This window comes from Streptomyces sp. MJM8645, assembly GCF_001625365.1.
Lineage (GTDB): Bacteria > Actinomycetota > Actinomycetes > Streptomycetales > Streptomycetaceae > Kitasatospora.
In genome coordinates this window covers 514,240-529,127 of record NZ_LJJF01000002.1, presented here as the reverse complement: position 1 = coordinate 529,127, position 14,888 = coordinate 514,240, and the positions used below count along the sequence as shown (strand labels likewise).

General features: G+C 70.5%; 13 protein-coding genes and 1 pseudogene. 5 read left to right on the top strand and 9 right to left on the bottom strand.

Annotated features, from left to right (window positions below):
- Window positions 1-167: 167 nt before the first annotated feature.
- Both A6F73_RS33040 and A6F73_RS39875 read right to left on the bottom strand, forming a co-directional pair.
- Window positions 168-1,301, bottom strand: a complete 1,134-nt coding sequence (locus tag A6F73_RS33040; RefSeq protein WP_063352048.1) for a DUF4185 domain-containing protein — start codon at window positions 1,299-1,301, stop codon at window positions 168-170.
- Window positions 1,302-2,115: 814 nt separating this feature from the next.
- A pseudogene (locus A6F73_RS39875) lies at window positions 2,116-2,291 on the bottom strand (transposase); the annotation flags it as partial.
- A gap of 55 nt (window positions 2,292-2,346) precedes the next feature.
- On the opposite strand from A6F73_RS39875, the gene A6F73_RS33030 reads away from it, so the two are divergent.
- Both A6F73_RS33030 and A6F73_RS33025 read left to right on the top strand, forming a co-directional pair.
- Window positions 2,347-3,582, top strand: coding sequence for an RNA-guided endonuclease TnpB family protein (locus A6F73_RS33030; RefSeq protein WP_063352718.1), 1,236 nt, complete (start codon window positions 2,347-2,349; stop codon window positions 3,580-3,582).
- Window positions 3,583-3,659: 77 nt separating this feature from the next.
- Complete coding sequence (locus tag A6F73_RS33025) at window positions 3,660-3,854, top strand: hypothetical protein (protein ID WP_063352046.1); 195 nt, start codon at window positions 3,660-3,662, stop codon at window positions 3,852-3,854.
- A 2-nt stretch (window positions 3,855-3,856) separates the two neighbouring features.
- On the opposite strand, the gene A6F73_RS33020 is transcribed toward A6F73_RS33025, so the two are convergent.
- The 3 genes from A6F73_RS33020 to A6F73_RS33010 form a co-directional block, all read right to left on the bottom strand.
- On the bottom strand, window positions 3,857-4,039 hold the full coding sequence (locus tag A6F73_RS33020) for a hypothetical protein (protein WP_063352045.1): 183 nt from the start codon (window positions 4,037-4,039) through the stop codon (window positions 3,857-3,859).
- Between the two features lie 167 nt (window positions 4,040-4,206).
- Window positions 4,207-5,505: a glycosyltransferase 87 family protein gene (locus A6F73_RS33015; protein WP_063352044.1), complete on the bottom strand. Its 1,299-nt coding sequence runs from the start codon at window positions 5,503-5,505 to the stop codon at window positions 4,207-4,209.
- Between the two features lie 437 nt (window positions 5,506-5,942).
- Entirely contained in the window at window positions 5,943-7,256 is a 1,314-nt protein-coding gene (locus tag A6F73_RS33010) for a UDP-glucose/GDP-mannose dehydrogenase family protein (RefSeq protein ID WP_063352043.1), read from the bottom strand.
- A 332-nt stretch (window positions 7,257-7,588) separates the two neighbouring features.
- On the opposite strand from A6F73_RS33010, the gene A6F73_RS33005 reads away from it, so the two are divergent.
- Window positions 7,589-8,980 carry a sporulation protein gene (locus A6F73_RS33005; RefSeq protein WP_107453136.1) on the top strand — a complete coding sequence of 464 codons (1,392 nt, stop codon included), beginning with the start codon at window positions 7,589-7,591 and terminating at the stop codon, window positions 8,978-8,980.
- Window positions 8,981-9,002: 22 nt separating this feature from the next.
- Here the strand turns inward: A6F73_RS33005 and A6F73_RS33000 are convergent, their stop codons facing one another.
- Complete coding sequence (locus A6F73_RS33000) at window positions 9,003-9,596, bottom strand: TetR/AcrR family transcriptional regulator (RefSeq protein ID WP_063352042.1); 594 nt, start codon at window positions 9,594-9,596, stop codon at window positions 9,003-9,005.
- Between the two features lie 126 nt (window positions 9,597-9,722).
- On the opposite strand from A6F73_RS33000, the gene A6F73_RS32995 reads away from it, so the two are divergent.
- Window positions 9,723-10,859 carry an NAD(P)/FAD-dependent oxidoreductase gene (locus A6F73_RS32995; RefSeq protein WP_063352041.1) on the top strand — a complete coding sequence of 379 codons (1,137 nt, stop codon included), beginning with the start codon at window positions 9,723-9,725 and terminating at the stop codon, window positions 10,857-10,859.
- 257 nt (window positions 10,860-11,116) lie between these two features.
- On the opposite strand, the gene A6F73_RS32990 is transcribed toward A6F73_RS32995, so the two are convergent.
- Window positions 11,117-11,848: an SDR family NAD(P)-dependent oxidoreductase gene (locus A6F73_RS32990; RefSeq protein WP_063352040.1), complete on the bottom strand. Its 732-nt coding sequence runs from the start codon at window positions 11,846-11,848 to the stop codon at window positions 11,117-11,119.
- Between the two features lie 260 nt (window positions 11,849-12,108).
- On the opposite strand from A6F73_RS32990, the gene A6F73_RS32985 reads away from it, so the two are divergent.
- Window positions 12,109-13,125 (top strand): DUF4190 domain-containing protein, encoded by a 1,017-nt coding sequence (locus A6F73_RS32985; RefSeq protein ID WP_063352039.1) that lies wholly within the window; start codon window positions 12,109-12,111, stop codon window positions 13,123-13,125.
- A gap of 108 nt (window positions 13,126-13,233) precedes the next feature.
- Here the strand turns inward: A6F73_RS32985 and A6F73_RS32980 are convergent, their stop codons facing one another.
- Window positions 13,234-13,923: a hypothetical protein gene (locus A6F73_RS32980; RefSeq protein ID WP_063352038.1), complete on the bottom strand. Its 690-nt coding sequence runs from the start codon at window positions 13,921-13,923 to the stop codon at window positions 13,234-13,236.
- Window positions 13,924-13,960: 37 nt separating this feature from the next.
- Window positions 13,961-14,635, bottom strand: coding sequence for a hypothetical protein (locus tag A6F73_RS32975; protein WP_063352037.1), 675 nt, complete (start codon window positions 14,633-14,635; stop codon window positions 13,961-13,963).
- Window positions 14,636-14,888: the final 253 nt, after the last annotated feature.

The following is a 14,888-nucleotide window of genomic DNA, read 5'->3' as shown; positions in this document are numbered from 1 at the left end:
GGAACCGCCGGGGAGACCCCACGCGAACGGCGCGGGCTCCCGGCGGCGAAACAACCCCGCGACCGTACCGGACGAGGCGAGCACGGTCGACACGATTTCCGGGCCGACGCGAGGCCGCCCCGGGCCCGACGCGGGGCCGGCGGCATCGGCCCGAAGCCGGTACGGGCTCAGGACAGCATGTTGACCCGGTACTGCATGATCCGGTAGTTCGTCGGGTCGTACCACTGGCTGACGACGATGTGGAAGTTGCCGAACGTCGAGCCGGGGATGACGAAACCGCCGTACGGGCTGGCGACCAGGTTGGCGACCTCCTGGCCCGGGGCGCAGGGGAGGATCATGGCCTGCTCCAGCGTCGTGGTCAGGTCCGAGGTCGGGAGGGCGAAGACCATCGCCCTGATCGACAGCTGGTCCATGTTCAGCCACGTGAGGACGTACTTGCCGTCCATGGCGCGGAAGCACATCTCGCCCCACTTGCGGGTGCCGAAGACGGTCGTCGGGGCGGGCGCGTTCCACCGCCAGCCGCCGTCGGCGTAGCCCCACGGCTCGTAGGCGTCCGGATTGCCGAGGCTCTCCTTCCGTACCCGGTGCAGCAGCATTCCCGATTCCACGTCGCGGTTGAAGACCGTGGACAGGACGTAGCAGTAGCCGTCGTCGGCCACGGCGTACGTCTTCTGCTGGAACTGGCCGCCGTACAGGTCGCCCGGCCACTGGCACAGGTACTGCCAGGTCTCACCGTTGTCGGTGGAGCGCCAGAAGTCGGTGTGGTGGGTGTCGTAGATGACGCCGCGCATGAGGTGCATGTACATCACGCCGTCGACGACGAACACGTCGGACGGGATCGCCGTCGTGGCCTTGTCGCCGACGGGGTTGTGCGGCTCGTCGACCAGGCTGTTGGCGTGGCTGCCGCCGACGCTGCCGTCGATGCGCAGGTTGTTCAGGTCGGCGCTGCTGGAGCGCAGGCCGACCGGGGCACGCCAGTCGGCTGCGCCCACCTGGGCGCCGTCGAAGGTGTCGCCGCAGACGAAGAGCATGGTGCCGTCCGGACACAGCACCGGGATGCCGAGGTCGGTCCACGGCGAGGCGAACGGCCCGGTCTCGACCGGGCCGCTGAGGTTCTTCACCTTGGTCGCGACCGTCGGGCTCGGAGGGTCGTTCGGACCGCCGGCGATCGCTGCGGGGGCACCCGAGCCGATGGCCCCCGCCCCCACGGCGACGCCGATGCCGATCTTGAGGACCCTGCGGCGGGAGGGCCCGCCGGTCGTCGCGTCGTTCCCGCCCGATGAGCCCGATGAGAGTGTCATTTCTGCCGATGGCCTTTCCGAGTCGACGAATTCCCGTGGCACCGAACGGATCGCGCACCTCGGCGGCGACGGGTCGCCACCGAGGCTACGGCGCCCCGTCGCCTTGCCGTCGATCGGTGGGCAAACCTTCACCCAAATTGGCTATGCCACACGGAAGTTCCGCATCCGGATGAGCACGGTGAGCAGCAGGTGGTCTTGGTGTACGGCGGTGCCTTGATCCGCGGCAAACTCGGTGGCGACGGTGCAGGGCCGTGCGATAGGAGTGAGGGTATGGCCAGAAGTGCCCATCACATTCGCCGCACCACTTCCCGCCCTGGACAGGATGCCTCGTGTCCCTGGAGCCCATGGCGGGTGGTTCTGGTGCGTGAGCTTCGCTACAGCTCCGAGCGCCTGCGCTCGGCCGCTCGGGAGGGACAGTGCTCGCTTCCACAGGAAGTGCGGCGATCTGTGGCCGTGTACCCCTTCGCCCGCAGCAATACCCGGGGAAGGGCGGTGGCCGATCTTGTCTCCCTCGAAGAGCGCCGCGCCCGGCAGGTGGCGCGACGTCAGCTGTGGTTGCTTCGGGAGGGGCTGGTGCCGGACATGGAGATCGAGCCCGGGCGGCACAGGCGCAGTGCCCGCTGGTTCGCGTAGACCACAGTTGACTGGCGACAAACAGACCGGGGTCGGCAGCCGAAGACCGACCAGGGCGGCGGCATCGAGGCTGCGGCCCTGTTCTTTCTCGAATGGTCGGGCAAGTAGAGGGTGGGCGCCGACGGCGAGTGGTATGTCGAGGTCACCGACTACATCTCTGCTGTCCCGGGCGACAAGTTTGTACGTGATCCTGCGCGCTGTTGAACTGCCTCAACTTGGCCTCGAAGTCCGTGCACACGTCCCGCATGATCTCTTCGTAGCTGGTCAGCATGGCATCGGTGAAGGCGCGGCGCCGGTACTTCGTGACGAAACCAAGTGGATGTACAGGTTGTAGACGACGTGACGACGAGTGCGCACATCGGGATTTGGATTCCATCGTGGTGATATAAACCAAGCTGCTGGGATGGCCGTCGTGCAGCTTCGGTACGGCTTCCGCCTGTACCCGAGCGCCGGTCAGCGCGCTTCGCTGGCAAGGGCGTTCGGGTGTGCGCGAGTGGTCTTCAACGACGCGCTTCGTGTACGTGAGGACACCCGGGCCGCCGGTCTGCCGTTCGTCACGTCGGCCGAGCTGTCCAAGCGGCTGACGGCCTCGAAGAAGACTCCCGAGCGTGCCTGGCTCGGTGAGGTGTCGTCGGTGATCCTGCAACAGTCGCTGCGGGACCTGGACACCGCATATCGGAATTTCTTCGATGGCATCAAGGGCAAGCGGCCGAAGACGGGGCCACCCCGGTTCAAGTCCCGTAGGGATAACAGGCAGGCGATCCGCTTCACCGCCAATGCCGGGTGGAGCATCACCGGCGGCAGGAAGCTGCGCCTGCCGAAGATCGGTGAGGTTCGGGTGAAGTGGTCGCGGTCGCTGCCGTCAGCGCCGTCCACGGTCACCGTGGTCAAGGACGCCGCCGGGCGGTACTTCGCGTCGTTCGTGGTCGAGACCGATCCCGCCGCCGACCTTGAGCGGATGCCTCGGGCTGACACCACGGTGGGCATCGACCTGGGCCTCACCCACTTCGCCGTACTCTCGGACGGTCGGAAGATCGACAGCCCGAAGTTCCTGCGCCGCGCGGAGAAGAAGCTGAAGCGTGCGCAGCAGGCTCTGAGTCGCAAGGCGAAGGGGTCGAAGAACCGGGACAAGGCCCGTGTTAAGGTCGCTCGCGCTCATGGCCGGGTGGCCGATGCGCGGCGCGAGTTCCACCATCGGCTCTCCATCGAGTTGATCCGCGAGAACCAAGCGGTCGCCGTGGAAGACCTGGCGGTCAAGGGACTTGCCCGCACTCGCATGGCCAAGTCCGTGCACGACGCTGGATGGTCGGCGTTCGTCGCCATGCTGGAATACAAGGCCGCCCGGTACGGGCGGGCCTTTCACCGTATAGGCCGCTTCGAACCGACCTCGCAGGTCTGCTCGAATTGCGGCGTCAAGGACGGCCCCAAGCCCCTCGGCGTCCGCGTATGGACGTGCGGGGCCTGCGGGACCGTCCTCGATCGGGACATCAACGCGGCGGTCAACGTCGCCAGGGCCGCTGGACTGGCGGTGTCAGCCTGTGGAGCGCAGGTAAGACCGGAGCGTGTTCCGGCACAGCGTGGTGAAGCAGGAACCCACCCGAAGTCTCGCTCGACAACGGCGAGTCAGACGGGAATCGCCTTCCACTAGGCGGGCGAGGATGTCAAGCGGACAAGAACTGGGGTGGCAGGAGGCTGCAGTTCAACCTCTTCCACGAGGACAAGCCGGTGTACTTCGCCGACTACGGGTTCCGCGACCAGACCAGTAGCTGGGTCAACACCGCCCGCGGCCTGGAGGTGATCGTGGACAACGACCCGGGCGACGGCCAGTGGCAGATGCTCTGGAAGGAGCCGCCGGAGTCCCTGTCCGCGTCGGTCGGCTTCGACAACGCGGCCGACCGTTTCTGGGCGGTTCGTCAGTAGCCCTACCGGGCACCGGCCGAGGCGGGAGGGGAGATCGTGCCCGCGGTGACCGGCTCCGGCGTGACCGTGATGTAGGTCGGGGCCGGAGCGGTCTCCCGGGCACGGGCCGTGTACCAGCCGGCGCCGAACGCGAGGATTCCGATCAGGAGGCCTGCGAGGGCCATGGTGACGTACTGCTGCTTCATGACCCCAAGGGTAGAGCGCTCGTAGTCAACTCCCGTGCCGCCACGGCACGATGGGCCCCTCTCGCGCCAACCACGCTTGACGCGAGAGGGGCCCATCATTCCGCGGGAGCCTCCGCCGGGGAGGAAGGCCGCTGCCCGAAGGCGGGTGACCGGGCGCTCCGGCGAACCTACGCGGTCAGCGCCGCCGCCTCCGGGGCCGGTTCGCGGTCGCCCGGAGTCCACGAGCGCCGGAACTCCCCGATGCTGGCCCGGAGTACGACTATCAGCGCCAGCAGCATCAGCACGCCGTGGGCCGGCATCGACAGGTACGGCGACACGCTGGGGGCGATGAACTTGAGGTAACTGCCGAAGGACGACAACTGGACCAGGACCGGCACGTACCAGAGCCGCCGGGGCAGTTGGAAGGCGATGATCACGCTGATCACGTCCGCCACGTAGAAGTAGCGCTCGTGCATGGACGGCAGCAGGAACGGCACCGCGATCGCGAAGACGGCGGCCAGCAGCAGGAGCCCCGTGTCGGTGAGCTTGGGCCGCCCCTCCTGTACCGCCGGTGCCTCCCGCCCGTCCCCGTTCTTCAGCGCCGCTGCCCCGCCGGCGCGGCGGATGGCCCAGACCGCCAGCCCGATCAGCACCAGCACCAGCGCGCCCGCGACCAGCACACCTGCGTGCCGTACGGGGTCCTGCTCCTCGTACGGCACCGAGACGAACTGGTAGACCGACGGCGCGTTGAGCGTGAGGTCCTTGTACGTGTCCGGCTGCCGGGCGTACACCGTCAGCAGCTGCCACGGGTCGGAGCCGAGCAGCATGGCGGGGATGTCGAGCGCCACGTACACCGCCGGAAGGGCCAGCAGGCTTCGCCACGGGATCCGTCGCGCCAGCACCAGGACGAGCAGGAGCGGGAACAGGAAGATCGCCTGGAGCTTGAACGCCAGCGCGATCCCGAAGAACGAGCAGGCCCACCAGGGCCGGTCGCGCAGGATGTGGTAGACGCCGCCGACCAGGAAGGTCGTGAAGATCGCGTCGGCCTGGCCCCACCAGCCGCTGTTGGTCACGACGGTGGGGAGGAAGAGGACGATCACCGCCGCGCCGAGGGCCCGCCAGGGCTGCTGCGGTGACCGTAGGGAGACGATGCGGAACGTGTAGTACGCCAGCGCCAGGTCGAACAGGATCGAGATGCACTTGATCCCCGTCAGCGCGGCCACCGGAAGGTAGGTGAGCGCGGCCATCAGGTACAGGTAGGGGACGTTGTAGTCCGAGAAACCGGTGCCGCTGAGAGCGTGGAACCCGCCGTTGTTCGCGATGTACTGGTACCAGGGCCCGAGGAAGTAGTAGAAGTCCGTCGACTCGTTGTCCAGCATCAGGATGCGGACCGAGAGCGCGGCCATCACCGCCGCCATCGCGGCCAGAATCAGGACCGTCGGGTCGGCCGTGCTCTGACGCGGCTCCTCGGCGGTTATCTCGGACATCGGTCTCCATTCGGGTCGGCGGTGCGGTGGGCCGGCCGGGGTGCGTGTCGTGGGTCGGGCGGCGAGGCCGGTACCGCGGCCCTCCGTGGGGGAGCCCCGTCCGCAGGGCGGCAGCCGGACCGGAAAGCCCTCCGTGCCCCACCCCTCGATCCGCCCCCGTGGCCCGTTCCGTGATCCGTTCCCGTGGACCGGCCCCGACGGTGGCATCCGGCGGGTGGTGCGCGAACGGGCGGATCCGCCCCCGGCCGATCATAGGCGCCCGTGTCCACCGGCACTCTGGTGGCCCCGGACCGTCAGGGCACGGAGAAGGGCGGACCCGGGCGGCACGGACGACGCAGGCCCCGGGGGCAACCGCAGGGGTGGGGCAGGCACGGAGCCGGACGGGATCGACGTGGCTGCCGGGGCTGCCGGGGCTCCGTGCGGGTCATCCGCGCGGGTCAGGGGCGGCCGAGGGCGCGGAAGGTCCAGCCGGCCGCGCGCCAGCGAGCGGCGTCGAGGGTGCCGCGGGCGTCGATGACCTGGGGGACGGCGATGTGTCGGGCGAGGTCGGCCGGGTCGGCGTCGGAGTACTGGGGCCAGTCGGTCAGGTGCAGCAGCAGTTCGGCGCCGGTGACGGCCTGGGTGGGGTCGTCGGCGTAGTCGAGCCGGGGGTAGGCCCTGCGGGCGTTGTCCACGGCGGCGGGGTCGTGGACGGTGACCTCGGCGCCGGCCCGCCGGAGGGCGTCGGCGACGGCCAGGGCCGGGGAGTCGCGGATGTCGTCGGTGTGGGCCTTGAACGCGGCGCCCCAGACCGCGATCCGCTTGCCGGTCACGGCGTTGCCGAGGGCTTCGCGGGCGAGTTCGACGGTGTGCTCGCGCCGGCGCCGGTTGATCGCCGCGACCTGGCGGAGCAGGCCGGTGTCGGCGCCGAGTTCTTCGGCGCGGTAGGTGAACCCGGCCAGGTCCTTGGGCAGGCAGCCGCCGCCGAACCCGAGGCCGGGCCGCATGCCCTCGGCGCCGATCCGGTGGTCGTGGCCCAGGGCGAGGACGATCTGCCGGACGTCGGCGCCGGTCAGCTCGCAGAGCTCGGCCATCGCGTTGATGAAGGAGATCTTGGTGGCGAGGAAGGCGTTCGCGGCGCCCTTGATCAGCTCGGCCGTCGCGATGCCGGTGACGATCAGCGGGGAGCCGGCGGCCAGGATGTCGGCGTAGACCCGCCGGAAGGCGGCTTCGCTGCCGGTGTCGCCGTCCTCGACGCCGAGCACGATCCGGGTCGGCTCCAGGGTGTCCAGGAGGGCGAATGACTCGCGCAGGAACTCCGGCGACCAGGCCAGGCCGACGCTCACCCCGGCGCGGAGGTGCTCGTCCAGGGTCTGCCGCAGCCCCGTGACCGTGCCGACCGGGACGGTCGATTTGCCGATGATCACCGCGCCGTCGCCGAGCCTGGGGGCCAGGCTCCGGACGGCGGTGTGGAGGTGGGTGAGGTCGTAGGCGCCGCTGCCGTCCCGCTGCGGGGTGCTGACGCCCAGGAAGTGGACGTCGGCGAAGTCGGCGGCCTCCGCGTAGGAGGCGGTGAAACGGAGCCGTCCGGTGGCGGTGTGCTTGGCGAGCAGGTCGTCCAGGCCGCGCTCGACGAACGGGGCCTGGCCCTTGTTCAGCGCGTCGACCTTGTCGGTGTCGGTGTCCATGCCGAGGACCTGGTGGCCGAGCTCGGCCATCGCGGCGGCGTGGGTCGCGCCGAGGTAGCCGCAGCCGATCACGGTGAGCTTCACGAACGTGTCCTTTCGAAGGGGCGGGCGGCGTCCGCGCCGGCCGGTCCTGCGATTCCGCACATCTGGTTGTCACCCTTGCGCGTGAATCGGTGGTGGCCCTGCCGGTAGGAGGCTTCCCAGGCCCCGGCGGAGGCCCGGAACACCAGGCAACCGCCTGGCAGCCGCTGCGGGCAGGGCTCGCAAGGGGGCTCACAAATCGCGCATCCGATTCACCGTGAGCAACGAATGTCCTACCCTCGGTGATCCGGCCTCAGGTGCCGGGCCTGCGACTTCTCGTGGCCGGTCGCGGACGACTCCCCGCGCCCGTGCGGGGACCGATCGAGGGGGGCGCCGTGGCGTCGACCACCCGCCGGACCAAGCCGCCGAACGACGCGCTGGCCCGGATGATCGACAAGTGCGAGGGCGCCAGCCACAAATCGCTGGCCCGCCGGGTGAACCAGCTCGCCCACGAAGCCGGGCTGACCACGACCTATACGCACACGTCCGTTGCGAACTGGACGGCGCGGGGCATGGTGCCGGACTGGCCCGTGCCGAAGCTGCTGGCCCGGGCGATCGGCGAGCGGCTCGGTCGGCCCGTGGAACTCGGCGAGATCGGTATGGCCGATGCCGGGACGCCGGACGCCGCGATGGGGTGGGATTTCCCGAGGGACCCCGCCGAGGCCGTGCGCACGGCCACTTCGTTCTGGAGCAGCGTGAACCGCCGAGACTTCCTCACCGGTGCGGGCTTCGCCGTCTCCGCGTTCACCACCCCGGTCACCCGCTGGCTGGTCACCCCCGCCGACGACACCGCCGCCCACCGCGGCCGCGGCCGGGTCGGCGCCGCCGACCTCGCCGAACTGCGGGACGCCGCCGACGACGCCCGGCGCTGGGACTCCAGGTACGGCGGCGGGAACTGGAAGGCCGACTCCGTCACCGCCTGCCTCCGGGAACGCGCCGCCCCGCTCCTGAACGGCTCCTTCGACGACGAGGTCGGCCGCCAACTGTTCTCCGCGACGGCCGAGTTGTCCCGCCTGGCGGGCTGGACGGCCTTCGACGCCGGCCGACACGACGTCGCTCAACGGCACTTCATCCAGGCCCTCCGCCTGGCCCGGGCCGGCGGCGACGTCCAGCTCGGCTGCTATGTCCTGACCACGATGGCGATGCAGACCCTGCTGAGGGGATTCGCCGGCGAGGCCGTCGACATGGCCCAGGGCGCCTTCGAGCGGGCCAAGGGCCGGGCGGCCCCCAGGGTGCTCGCGTTCACCAAGCTCATCGAGGCCCGGGCCCACGCCCGGGACGACGACGCCCGGGCCGCCTCCGCCGCGCTCGCCGCCTCCGAGAGCCTGCTCGACCAGGCCCGCGACGGCGCCGAGGAGCCGGCGTGGATCGACTTCTACCACCACGCCCGGCTCTCGGCCGACGCCGCCGAGATCTTCCGCGACCTGAAGAACCCCGAGGCCGCCCTCGCGTGGAACGCGCAGGCCGCCGCCATGCCGCCCGGGGTGTTCACCCGCTCGGTCGGGATGCGGCTGGCCATCGTCGGCACCGCCCACCTCCAGAGCAAGCACCTGGACCAGGGCCTCGCGCTCGGCCACCAGGCCGTCGACATCCTCGCCCGCGTCCAGTCCAGCCGGGCCAAGGACTACGTCCGCGAGTTCAACACCGCGCTCACCCCGTGGCGCCGCGAGCCGCAGGTCGTCGAGTTCCTCCGGCGGACCGGCAAGGAACTCGGCGTCGCGGCATAGGGCGAGAGGCGGCGCGGCCGGGTCAGGTGCCCGGGTGGGAGGCTGCCCAGCCGTGTTCGAGCAAGGCGAAGGCCTCGTCGGCGGCTCGGCGCGGTTCAGGGTGGCGCAGGATGAGGCCGCGGGCCTCAAGGGCGAAACGGGCGAGGGCGGCGCAGCCGACGTCGTCCTCGGGGGCGGCGACGGCCTCGGCGATGGCTCGTGCCAGGGCGGTTTCGTGGCGCGTCCACATGCGGTGGGCGTAGTCGCGCAGCGCGGGGGTCTCCTGCACCATGCGCGTGAAGTCGGCGAACCGCGGGTCCGCGGTGTGGACGGCGAACTGGGTCTGCGCCAGCAGGAGGTGCTCGCGCAGCGCCTGCGGGATCGACGTGCCGGGGGTGCGTTCGTGGACGGCGGCGACGAGTGCTGCTTCGATGTCGTCCTCCTGGTCGAAGACCAGGGCTTCCTTGCCGGAGAAGTGCTTGAACAGGGTGGTCACCGAGACGTCGGCGGCCTCGGCGACGTCCTTGACGCCGACCTGGTCGTAGCCGTGTTCGAGGAAGAGGTCGAGTGCGGCGTCGGCCAGGGACTGGCGGGTCTGGGCCTTCTTGCGCTCGCGGCGCCCGGTCGGTTCGGTCACGTGCCCACCATATCGGCGAAGTGCATCCGCTGCAAAAGTTTAGTCGTTGCGCTTATTTAGCGAGTGTGCTTTCTTGGTGATGTCAGGCCTCCCAGTGGCCCACCCACCTCCCCGAGGGGTACTCCCATGAACTCTGCCCGCGATCCCCGCCGTCTCCGCCGTCCCCGCGATCCCCGCATCGCGATCGTCGGCGCCGGCCTCGGCGGCCTCACCTGCGCCCGGGTCCTGCAGCAGCACGGCCGCTCCGTCACCGTCTTCGAGCGCGAGGCATCCGCCGACGCCCGCCCGCAGGGCGGCACCCTCGACCTGCACGCCGACACCGGCCAGGCCGCCCTGCGCGCGGCGGGGCTCCTCGACCGGTTCCACGCCCTCGCCCGCCCCGAAGGAGACGCATGGCGCGTGCTCGACTTCGCCACCGCCGCGCTCGTGGCGCAGCAGGGGCCTTCCGCCGACGGTGGCCGGCCGGAGATCGACCGCGGCCAACTGCGCGGCCTGCTCCTGGACTCGATCGCCGAGGGCACGGTGCGATGGGACCGCGCCGTCAGCGGGGTCACCCCGCTGACGGACGGCACCTGCCGGCTGCGCTTCGGTGACGGCACCGTCGAGGACTTCGACCTGGTGGTCGGTGCCGACGGCGCCTGGTCGCGCGTCCGCCCGGCCCTGTCGCCCGCCGTACCCGGCTACACCGGTGTCACCTTCGTCGAGACCGGATTCGACCACTGCGACACCCGCCACCCCGACCTGGCGCGGCTGGTCGGCAACGGTTCGATGCTGGTGAAGGGCGCCGGCAGGTCCCTGGTCGCCCAGCGCAACAGCAACGGCCACATCCGCGTCTACATCGCGCTGCGCGTGCCGGAGGACTGGCACACGGCCGCCGGTATCGACCTCGGCGACCAACGGGCCGTGCGGACGCACCTGCTGAGGACGTTCGACGGCTGGGACGAGAGCCTGCGCTACGTCCTGCGCAACAGCGACAGCGGGTTCGTCAGCCGGCCCCTGTTCGTCCTGCCCGCCCCGCACACCTGGCAGCGCGTTCCCGGCGTCACGCTGCTCGGCGATGCCGCGCACCTGATGCCCCCGGTCGGACTGGGCGCCAATCTCGCCATGCTCGACGGCTCCGACCTCGCCCACGCCCTCGCCACCGAACCCGGCGTCGACGACGCCGTCCGCGCCTACGAGAGCATCATGCTGCCGCGCTCGATCGAGGCCGCGACGGGCAGCGCGCAGGGACTCGACCACCTCGTTCCCTCGACGGCCCCCTGAACCGACTCCACTCGGGCTCTGACTGTCTTGGCTCAGGGGCCTGGTGTTCGGGCACTCGCGGCTGGAGTCGTCCAGGGCGGGCCGAGCGACTGTCGGCTTCCACGGTCTGTCCGGTCCCTTCGGTCGCTGCGTATTTACGCAGGTCAGGGCGGTGGCAGGGACTGAAGCGACTGAGGCCGGGGATTGGGTGCACGTTGTCGCCCGGCGCGGAGAGGCCACTGCGGGGAGACCACCGTGGGCGCGGCTTGAACGTGGCGTCAGGCAACGAGCTTTCCGTCGCTGAACAGCTGTCCGGTGGGCCCGTCGGCGCCGAGGGTGGCGGCTCGGACGATGTCGCGGGCGCTTTCGGCGGCCGGGCGGTCGGTTGCGTCGTCGCCGCGTTCGGGGTGGGTGGCGGTGTTGCCGGGGTCGACGGCGTTGACGAGGATCGGGGTGTGCGCCAGGTCCCGGGCGAGCACCGTGGTCAGGGCGTTGAGCATGTACTTGGCCATCGAGTAGGCCGGGGCGCGCAGCGACGCGCCGAGGTCGAGGCCGGTCGCGATCTGCTGGGCGGACAGGCTTGAGACGTTCACGATCCGGGCTGCGGGCGCGGCGGTCAGCAGAGGCAGCATCGCCTGGGTCAGGGCCCACGGGCCGATCACGGTGACTTCCAGTGCGGTGCGCACCGCATCCATGTCGGCTTCCATCGCGGACAGGACCTGGAAGTCGGGCATGGCGCTGGCGTTGTTGACCAGGACGTCGAGGTGGCCGAAGGCCTGGGTGAGGTGGTCGGCCGCTTCGTGGATGCTGGAGTGGTCGGACAGGTCCAGGCGCAGGGCGGTGGCCGCGTGCCCGTCCCGGCGCAGTCGGTCGGCCAGCGGCTCTGCCGTGGAGTGGTCGCGGGCGGTGAGGACGACGTGGTAGCCCTGTTCGGCGAGTTCGCGGGCGACGGCGAAGCCGAGTCCGGCCGGGCGGCTGGTTCCGGTGACGAGTGCGGTCCTGATGGCCATGGCGGGTGTTCCCCTTTCAGGTGGCTTGAACAGTTGCTCGCTTGAGCTTGGACCGCGACGTCGGAGCTGTCACCGGGCACCTGTATGTTGATCACCCGCCGACCCCGTCGGTGTCCCGTCCCAGGGGGTCGACGTGCGGGTTCGGCCTGGGGTGGTGGTCGCTTCGCGGAAATCGGGTCGCTGTCGTCGGGGGATCAGGAGATCCTTTGGCGTCGAGGCTGAACAGCCGCTCATCATCTCAAGTGCTTGAAGGATTTTGCATGACCGTTCCTGCCCCGCCCGACAGCCCGCAGTCCGCCGAGGAGCCGGCCGACACCAACGCATGGGCGGCACCGAGCCCGGGTGAGGGTCAGGGCGAGGCCACGGCGCCCGCCGCCACCGCTGCCGCGCCCCCTGTCGTGGTTCCGAACGTCCCGTACTGGCCGCCGTACGCGTACCCGATGCCGGCGCCGCAGCCCCGCAACGGCCTGGGCACCGCGGCCATGGTGCTCGGGATCGTCGGTGGCGTCCTCAGCCTGGCCGTCATCTTCTTCTGGCTGTCCTGGCTGCCGGCCCTGCTCGCCGTGGTCTTCGGCGCCATCGGGCTGGGCTACGTCCGCAAGGGCCTGGCGACCAACCGGGCGATGGCGCTCGCGGGCGTGATCCTGGGCATCACCGGCCTGCTGGTCTCGGTCGGCGCCGGGGTGTTCGTCGTGACGCGGGTGCAGGCGGCCAACGAGGAGCGGCGGGCGGATGAGAACGCCGCGCGCGCCCGTGCCGATGCCGCGACCCGGGCCGCCAACGAGCGGGTGGCGAAGGAGCGGGAGCGGATCGAGGCCGAGCGGAAGAGGGTCGAGGCCGAGCAGGAGACGGTGGCCGCGGACGAGCGGGCCCGGCGTCTGTCGTTCGGCCAGTCCTACACGTACGGGGACGGGCTGAAGGTCACGATGGCCGCGCCGACGCCGTACGTTCCGAGCGACAGCGTGTCGGACACCCCCAAGAACGCCAAGATCATCCAGGTGCGGATCACCGTCGTCAACACCGGGTCGGAGGAGGCCTCGCTCGACGGGTCGGGGCTGCCCACCATCAGGGACGCCAAGGGCAACCTCGTCTTCACGCTGATCGACGGAAGCGGACGGATGAAGATCCTCAAGGGCTCGCTGGCCCCGGGCGAGGAGGCCACCGGTCTGACGGCGTACGCCCTGCCGGGCAGCGCGGCCGACCGGTTCTCCGCCCAGTTCGACTACGGTCTCGGGCGGCTGCGCAAGGACGTCATCTGGTCCGGTTCTCCGAGCTGACGCGGGGCCGCTCCCACCGGAGACCAGGGTGGGGCGAGGCCTCTGGCCCGGATCGTCCGAGGCCGGGACGCGGCAGGTGCCGCGCCCCGGCCGGGTGTCGAGGGAGCCTCAGAGGTTGAAGCGCATGACCATTCGACTTTCCGGGAGGCTGCTGATGGTCCCGCTGTCGCAGTCCGTGATGTCGGCCCCGGGGTAGAGGGTGCCGGTGACGGTGGCGCCGGGCAGGACGGTGCTGCCGAGGGTCACCGTGCCATTCAGGCTGTTGGCGATCTGGTTCTTCGAGGGGTCGCCCTCGACGCGTTGCATGCCCGAGGTGTTGATGGTGGAGGTGCCGGCCGGGTTGCCGTTCGCGTCGACCCAGTCGACGACGATGGTGCCGGTGAGCTGGCCGACCTGCTTGCAGGAGAGGGTCGCCGACCCGGTGACGGAGACCGATCCGGCGGACAGGGCGGGGCCGCCGTTCTTCGTCAGGCACTTGTCGATGGCGCCGTTGTTCATGGACAGGTCGACCGCAGCGGGGGTGTCCGTGATCGGCTGGGTGCTGTTGACCGTACCCTCCGCGGAGCACATGAGCCGGAGCAGGGGGTTGGCCCGGGTTTCGGCGACCCCGTTGGCCCCGTCGGTCACGACCGGCGTGTCGGCGGCCGAGGCGGGGGCGGGATGCTGGAGGAGCACGGCCGAGGTGGCGGCCACCGCGGCCAGGGCGAGCGGGACGGCGGCCAGGCGCCACCGGTGGGGCCTGGACGACGCTGCTTCCCGCGTCGGCACGGGGTCGGAGTCCCAGGAGTGCGAAGGCATGGTGTTCCTGTTCTGTGAAGTCGGGCGGCTGAGGGGGTCAGAGGAGGCTGGAGAACTGGGCGTCGTGCTTCGCGGTGAGGCTGCTCAGGCCGTTGGAGCAGTGGCTGATGTCGCTGGTGGGCTCGAAGGTGGCGAGGACGCCGGCGAGCGGTAGGACCTTGCTGCCGAGGGACACCGTGCCGTCGCTCGAGTTGAGGATGTCCCCGCGCGCGGGGTCGCCTTCGACGTCCTGTGCGCCGTTGGTGGTCACGGTGGAGGTTCCGACGACGCTGCCGGTCTGGTTCAGTCCGCTGTACCAGGTGATGGTCTCGGTGCCGCTGAACGTACTGGGGGAGGAACACGAGAGCGTGCCGGTGCCGGCGAAGGTCAACGTCGCCGACAGGACGTCCGTGGGCCCGCCGTTCTCGGCGAAGCACTCGTCGAACGTGCCGACCCAGGAGAGGGACACGGTTGCGGGGGTGTTCGTGATCGGCGCGCTGCTGCTGCCGACGGCCTGCCCGGAGCAGGTGAGCTTGGTCAGGAGCGTGTCGCGGTGGCCGGCGGACTCGCTGGCGGCGGCCGGGGTGGGGGCGGCCTGCTGGAAGAGTAGGCCGGCACCGGCGGCCGTGGCGACCAGGGCGAGTGGGACGGTGGCGAGCCGCCAGCGCCGGACCGAGGGGCGCCTGGTGCGCGGTCCGGACGGTGCGCCCTGGGCAGTGGGCTGATCGCCCATAATGTCCTCCTTTGTTTAGGTGCGAACTACTGCTGTCAGAATCACCACCAGTGGGGCTCCGTGCGATCCGAGCAGGGCTGGATTCGCCTTTACGGTGCGATATTGATCCGACTGTCGCAGTGCAGCGATCGAACTCCTCTGAGCGTTGTCTTTTTGCTACTGAAGATCGTGAACAATCTTTACTATCGGGCAGTCGGGGGATACCGGCGCGTGCTTGCCGGGTCTTCCCCCGGCGTCGGGTTACGTTCTGCGG